This window comes from Halomicronema sp. CCY15110, from assembly GCF_016888165.1.
Classification (GTDB): Bacteria; Cyanobacteriota; Cyanobacteriia; order Phormidesmidales; family Phormidesmidaceae; genus Halomicronema.
Window position 1 is genome coordinate 1 of sequence record NZ_JACSWC010000053.1, and the last position, 5,958, is coordinate 5,958.

The window sequence follows — 5,958 nt, forward strand, 5'->3', positions numbered from 1 at the left end:
GTGGCTGTGGCTGTGGAGAATGGGACTGTGAGCAGCGCGATCGCCCATTTCTTTGCCTTTGGGCACTCGGAAAGTCGGAATTCCAACGCGTTTTTTGATGCCGATGATTACTTGCTCAACAATTCCGATGTCAAGGGTGCGATCGCGGCCGGTAGCATTGACAGCGCCTTCGAGCACTATGCCGAGTATGGCATCGAAGAAGGGCGACAATCTGGCTTTTTATTTGACGAGGCATTCTATTTAGCAAAGAACCCGGATGTCGCGGCCGCCGTGCAAGCCGGGACTTTTGCCCTGGGTATGTACCATTTCTTTGCCGTTGGCCAAGGTGAAGGACGCGATCCATCGTCACTGTTTGACCAAAGCGGCTATCTAGAGCGCTATGGCGATGTGGCTGCCGCCGTTGCCGGGGGGGCGTTTGCCAGTGGCTTTGAGCACTATCTCTTGTTTGGCCGTGCGGAGGGGCGGGTTGCGGTGTAACGGCGATCGCTAGCTAGCGGTTAATCGGCGTTCGATCGCACTGGCCCAGACCGCAGCCAGATCCGCGATCGCGGCATCAATGATTGCCTGACTATCAGCCGTCGTAATTTGTAGCGGTTCGGCGGGCTGGCCCACTGTTCCTAACTTTTGCCAGTTACCGTCGAGGTGCGCTTGCAGATAGGCTTCCCAAGCGGCGATCGCGGTCGGAGCCACAGAGACGATAATCCGTGCTCCCCCTTCGCCAAATAAGAGCCGATCCCAGCGCGCTGCCGCCGCGATCTCGGGCAGTTGGATGCGGGCTCCCAATTGGCCACTGATGCAAGACTCCGCCAGGGCTACGGCCAAGCCCCCTTCAGCGGCATCATGGGCGGACTGCACCCAGCCCTGGAGAATGCCGTGGCGACAAGCCGCTTGGACTGACTGTTCCAACGTCACATCCACTTTAGGCGGACGACCTGCTACCGTGTCGTGCACCACCGCCAGATATTCTGAACCACCCAGGGTGACGTGATCAGGGGCATCCGCGATCGCAGCCAACTTGACCCCGAGCAAATAAATCTGATCGCCCGCTTGCCGCCAGCCCTGGCCAGTGGCTTGAGTCACGTCATCTAGCAGGCCCACCATCCCCACCACAGGCGTCGGGTAAATCGGCGTCGGCTTGCCCTCACTGTCCAAAGTTTCGTTGTAAAGGGAGACGTTGCCCCCCGTGACGGGCGTGCCAAAGTCGCGACAGCCATCGGCCAAACCGCGCGTGGCTTCGGCCAATTGCCAGTAGCCAATGGGCTTTTCGGGACTGCCAAAGTTCAAATTATCGGTTACCGCCACGGGAGTTGCGCCGACACAGCTCAGGTTGCGGGCGGCCTCCGCGATCGCCCCCTTCGCCCCCTCATACGGATCGAGATATACATGGCGACCGTTGCAGTCCACCGTGGCCGCTAGCCCCTTACGGGTATTCACAAAGGCGGCGGCTTGGTCACCCGTTTGGGGCCTGAGGCGAATCACCGCCGCATCGGCCCCACCGGGCAACAACACCGTGTTGTTTTGCACCTGATGATCGTATTGACGATAAATCCACTGCTTGGAGGCAATGGTGGGGCTGTCGAGCAGCGTCTTCAGCACATCCGTCCAAGTTTGAGAACCTGCTTGGAGGTGGAGGCCCGCGCGATCGCACAGGGGCAAAGCCGCCTCTGACCATTGCCGCGCCGTTTTCACATAGTCCGGCAAGTCGGTCATCAACTCCCGGTGATAGAGGGGGGTGTCATTGGCTAAGGCATTGGCCGGAATTTCCGCCGCGATCTCTCCCTGAAAACGAATACGCACCATCGGTTCTTCGATCACTTCACCGACCACCACAGCGTGCAGGCCCCACCGCTCAAAAATCTCGATCAGCTCTGCCTCGCGCCCCTTGTGCGCCACAAACAGCATCCGTTCTTGGGATTCCGACAGCAGATATTCATAGGGCACCATGCCCGTCTCGCGGTTAGGCACCTGATCGAGATCCACATCGACCCCGACGCCCCCGTTGGCCGCCATCTCCGAGGTAGAGCAGGTGATCCCCGCTGCCCCCATATCCTGAGCCGCCACCACCGCCCCCGTTTTGAAGGCTTCCAAGCAGGCTTCCACCAAAGACTTTTCCAAAAAAGGATCACCCACTTGCACTGCCGGGCGATCGTCCTGGGAGGCATCAGTGAGTTCAGCACTGGCGAAACTCGCGCCGCCCATGCCATCGCGCCCTGTGGTGGAACCGACATACAGGACGGGATTACCAATCCCCGAGGCCCCCGATTTCACGATCTCCGGCGTCTCCATCAGCCCGATCGCCATGGCATTCACCAACGGATTGCCCGCATAGGCTTGATCAAATGTGACTTCGCCCCCCACCGTGGGCACCCCAAAACAGTTGCCATAGTGGGCAATGCCCGACACGACGCCACTCACGATCTGACGGGTGCGCGGATTGTCCAAGGTGCCAAAGCGCAAGGCATTCAGCACCGCGATCGGGCGTGCCCCCATGGTAAAAATATCCCGCAGAATGCCCCCCACCCCCGTCGCGGCCCCCTGAAACGGTTCCACCGCTGAGGGATGGTTGTGGGACTCAATCTTGAAGGCCACCCGCAGCCCGTCCCCCGCATCAATGACCCCCGCATTTTCACCAGGGCCGACCAGGATGCGATCGCCCTCCGTCGGAAACTGTTTCAGCAAAGGTCGCGAGTTTTTATAGCAGCAATGCTCTGACCACATCACCCCAAACATGCCCAACTCGGCCCGGTTGGGATGTCGGCCTAACCGGCGAACGATCTCTTCATACTCGTCAGGCTTGATGCCTTCAGACGCAATCTCATCGGGGGAAAAGGGCGCAACCATGCGGGATTAACCTGGCTCGTAGAAACCGCACTATTTTACCGCTCATCCCTCAGGTTCTTAGGGCGCGCCCTCAATTAGTTCCCGCAACCTTTAAGGCCAAGCATGGTCGCGCCCGCACTCCGCAACCACACAAGGACCTGTGATTCTGTTGCAGCCAGGCTTTGACGGTTCAATGGTGACAGGCCCTCGCAATATTGGTCCCTGATGTCAGAATGTTGATTCCTACCAACGGCCAGCCTTCTGACTACAATGCCGTACTGAGATTATCCAGGAGAAAATCATGTGATCTCTGTCACTCTGTCCAGTGACAGAGATCCTTGGAAGAATTCACGTACTTGAACATACTGATAAGGACTCAACTCTAGCCGAGTCATCTACAGGGAACACACACAAACCGATGGGCACACGGGAGTCTCATCGGTTTTTTTGTTTTTTGAGTGGAAACCTGTTCTCCAGTGCGGGCAAAGCTTTCGAGCGTTTTTGTTAGCAACTTCCCGCCGCGCTGGGTCAGTCAGGGTGCTAAGTGTAAGTTCAGTGAAAACCCGCAACTCTTCGCGATCGCTGGACTTCGGGATGCGATCTCAATCAAAGTTACCTGCTTCTGACTCGCAACCGCCCCAACGTCCCAACCACTGCCGACAACTGGCCTCTGATTTGCTGGTTAATCCCTTAGCGCATGGCTCCCATCGTGTTTTTCCAAGAGAGTTCCTTGCAAAGCACAGTCAGCGCCCGCTGATCGGCTCCGGTAAAGAGGTTGCTGTCAATGAGTTCAGTCAACACCTGCTGAGTCAACTGCGCGGCAAACAAACCGCCCGATCGCAGCAAATGACTGTAGTACCGAAATTGCGGCTGGCCCGTGGCCGTACAGTGGAAGCGATGCACCGTCTCAGCATCCAGACTATACACATCGGTGTTAACAGGCACGACCTCTTTGGGAATGCCGTGTTGACCGTAGGGCATGGAGCCGTTGTTTGCGAGACTGCCCACCAGCACAATCCCCAATAGGGTGCGGGTTTCGCTGATGAGGTCGGGCGTAAACATGGGGTCGGGTTCGCTCGACAAGCGTGGCCCATTGTTGAGAAACATGGGATTAACGAGCTGGGAGTTGTAAATGAGGCCCACCGCCCAGTGGCGATCGCCATCCTCCAGCGTTACAAACCGCCCAAAGCCGTAATCTTCAGGCTTCGGTGGCGTCACCACATCATGACTGTCATCCACTTGAATGACGTAATCGCAGTGGGAGTTTGACTTCACCACCTTACCGATACGTTGGGATGTGGCGACTTGGTCTAAAAAATCCATAGACGATATTGATGGTGTGACTTCAACAACAAAGCAGAACCCATGTATTGCTGATTGTAGTCTGGAATGCCGGAGGAGCCGCGATCGCTTTGTGACGGTTAGGGCAATTTCGCTCAACTCCCTGTGCATCCTTACCTCTCTACCTTTTCAACAAGCTGACCCAAAACCATGATTTTTTGTTGTGCCTGTGAAGCTAACTTTGCCATTGCCCTGGGTAACCTAGGAAAGCCCAGCCCGGCGTTTGGACTTGGCCTGCACCTAACTGTTTCACCGCAAGCTGAGGCAAGTTGGTAGGCTAGCTAGAACGAAAGCGTGCCTGCTGAATTTCGCCACTGCACTGCCAGCGAGCCTTACATCCGCATCCGTCGTTTAACTAGGACATTTAACTGTCATGACTGATCCTAAACGTGCCCTCATTACTGGCATCACTGGCCAAGACGGCTCATACCTAACCGAACTGTTATTAGAAAAAGGCTATCAGGTGCATGGGATTATTCGCCGCACCTCCACCTTCAACACCGATCGCCTCGACCACGTGTATACCGACCCGCACAACGAAGAAGCGCGGATGTTTTTGCACTATGGCGACCTGAATGACGGCACCATGCTCCGCCGCATTTTAGAGCAGGTCGAACCGATTGAAGTCTATAACTTGGGCGCACAATCCCATGTTCGCGTCAGCTTTGACTCACCGGAATACACCGTTGATACCGTCGCCATGGGGGCATTGCGCCTACTCGAAGCTATCCGCGACTACCAGCAGCGCACCGGCAATGAAGTGCGCTACTACCAGGCGGGCTCCTCCGAAATGTATGGCAAGGTACAAGAGATTCCGCAAACGGAAACGACACCGTTTTATCCCCGCAGTCCCTACGCTTGCGCCAAACTCTACGCCCACTGGCAAACCGTCAACTATCGCGAGTCTTACGACCTGTTTGCCTGCAACGGCATTTTGTTCAATCATGAGTCACCCCGCCGGGGCGAAACCTTCGTGACCCGGAAGATCACTCGAGCTGTGGCTCGCATCGTCGCCAAGCAGCAAGAAAAGCTGTTCATGGGCAACCTCGATTCCAAACGGGACTGGGGCTACGCCAAAGACTACGTGCGGGCGATGTGGCTGATGCTGCAACAAGATACGCCCGATGATTATGTGGTGGCCACTGGTGAAACTCACTCCGTAGAAAAATTTCTAGAGTTGGCGTTTGGCCGGGTCAATCTCAACTGGCGCGATTATGTAGAATTTGATCCGCGTTACCTGCGTCCGGCAGAAGTCGATCTGCTCATTGGTGATCCCACTAAAGCCAAAAAACAATTGCAATGGGAACCCAGTGTCACTTTTCAGGAACTTGTGGAACTCATGGTTGACGCGGATCTAGAAGCGGTGGGGATTGTTGATCCGGACAAAGTCATCCATCCAGAGTTGGCCACCATTCGGCGCACTCAACTCAGCCAGAGCATGGCCTAAGTGCCGAGCGTTAGGAATGAGAATTGAATCAGTTGGAATCGCCGTCTCGGCGGTTCCCAGGCAGGCAAGATGCCATAGGTGTCAAGTTAACAAATAGGGTCAAAAGTCAATCGGGTTGGGGCTGTCCCTGCTAATCTGAATCGTCAGTGTTGGGTTAAGCGCCATGAGCAAACCTCACAAACGCCGAGGCAATCCTGACTTTCGGCGGTTCGTGACGCCGCCGGCCCCGCCGACAGAGGCGCTGGAACAGCGGTTGATTGGCTGGCTCACGCACGGCACCTTTGCCAACCTCAAGACCGTCAACGACAACGGACGTCAGCTTCGAGATCGGACGCTAACGCTATCGGTAA

3 protein-coding genes and 2 pseudogenes are annotated in these 5,958 nt (G+C 56.2%); 3 read left to right on the forward strand and 2 right to left on the reverse strand.

Going from position 1 to position 5,958, the window contains the following annotated elements; genetic code table 11:
• Positions 1-477, forward strand: a pseudogene (locus JUK32_RS00490) (calcium-binding protein); the annotation flags it as partial.
• A gap of 9 nt (positions 478-486) precedes the next feature.
• Here JUK32_RS00490 and purL read toward each other — a convergent pair.
• Both purL and JUK32_RS00500 read right to left on the reverse strand, forming a co-directional pair.
• Positions 487-2,841, reverse strand: coding sequence for a phosphoribosylformylglycinamidine synthase subunit PurL (gene purL, locus JUK32_RS00495; RefSeq protein WP_204136909.1), 2,355 nt, complete (start codon positions 2,839-2,841; stop codon positions 487-489).
• Between the two features lie 669 nt (positions 2,842-3,510).
• Entirely contained in the window at positions 3,511-4,143 is a 633-nt protein-coding gene (locus tag JUK32_RS00500) for a hypothetical protein (RefSeq protein WP_204136910.1), read from the reverse strand.
• Positions 4,144-4,534: 391 nt separating this feature from the next.
• On the opposite strand from JUK32_RS00500, the gene gmd reads away from it, so the two are divergent.
• Entirely contained in the window at positions 4,535-5,608 is a 1,074-nt protein-coding gene (gene gmd, locus JUK32_RS00505; protein WP_204136911.1) for a GDP-mannose 4,6-dehydratase, read from the forward strand.
• 163 nt (positions 5,609-5,771) lie between these two features.
• Positions 5,772-5,958 (forward strand): annotated as a pseudogene (locus JUK32_RS00510) (IS4 family transposase); the annotation flags it as partial.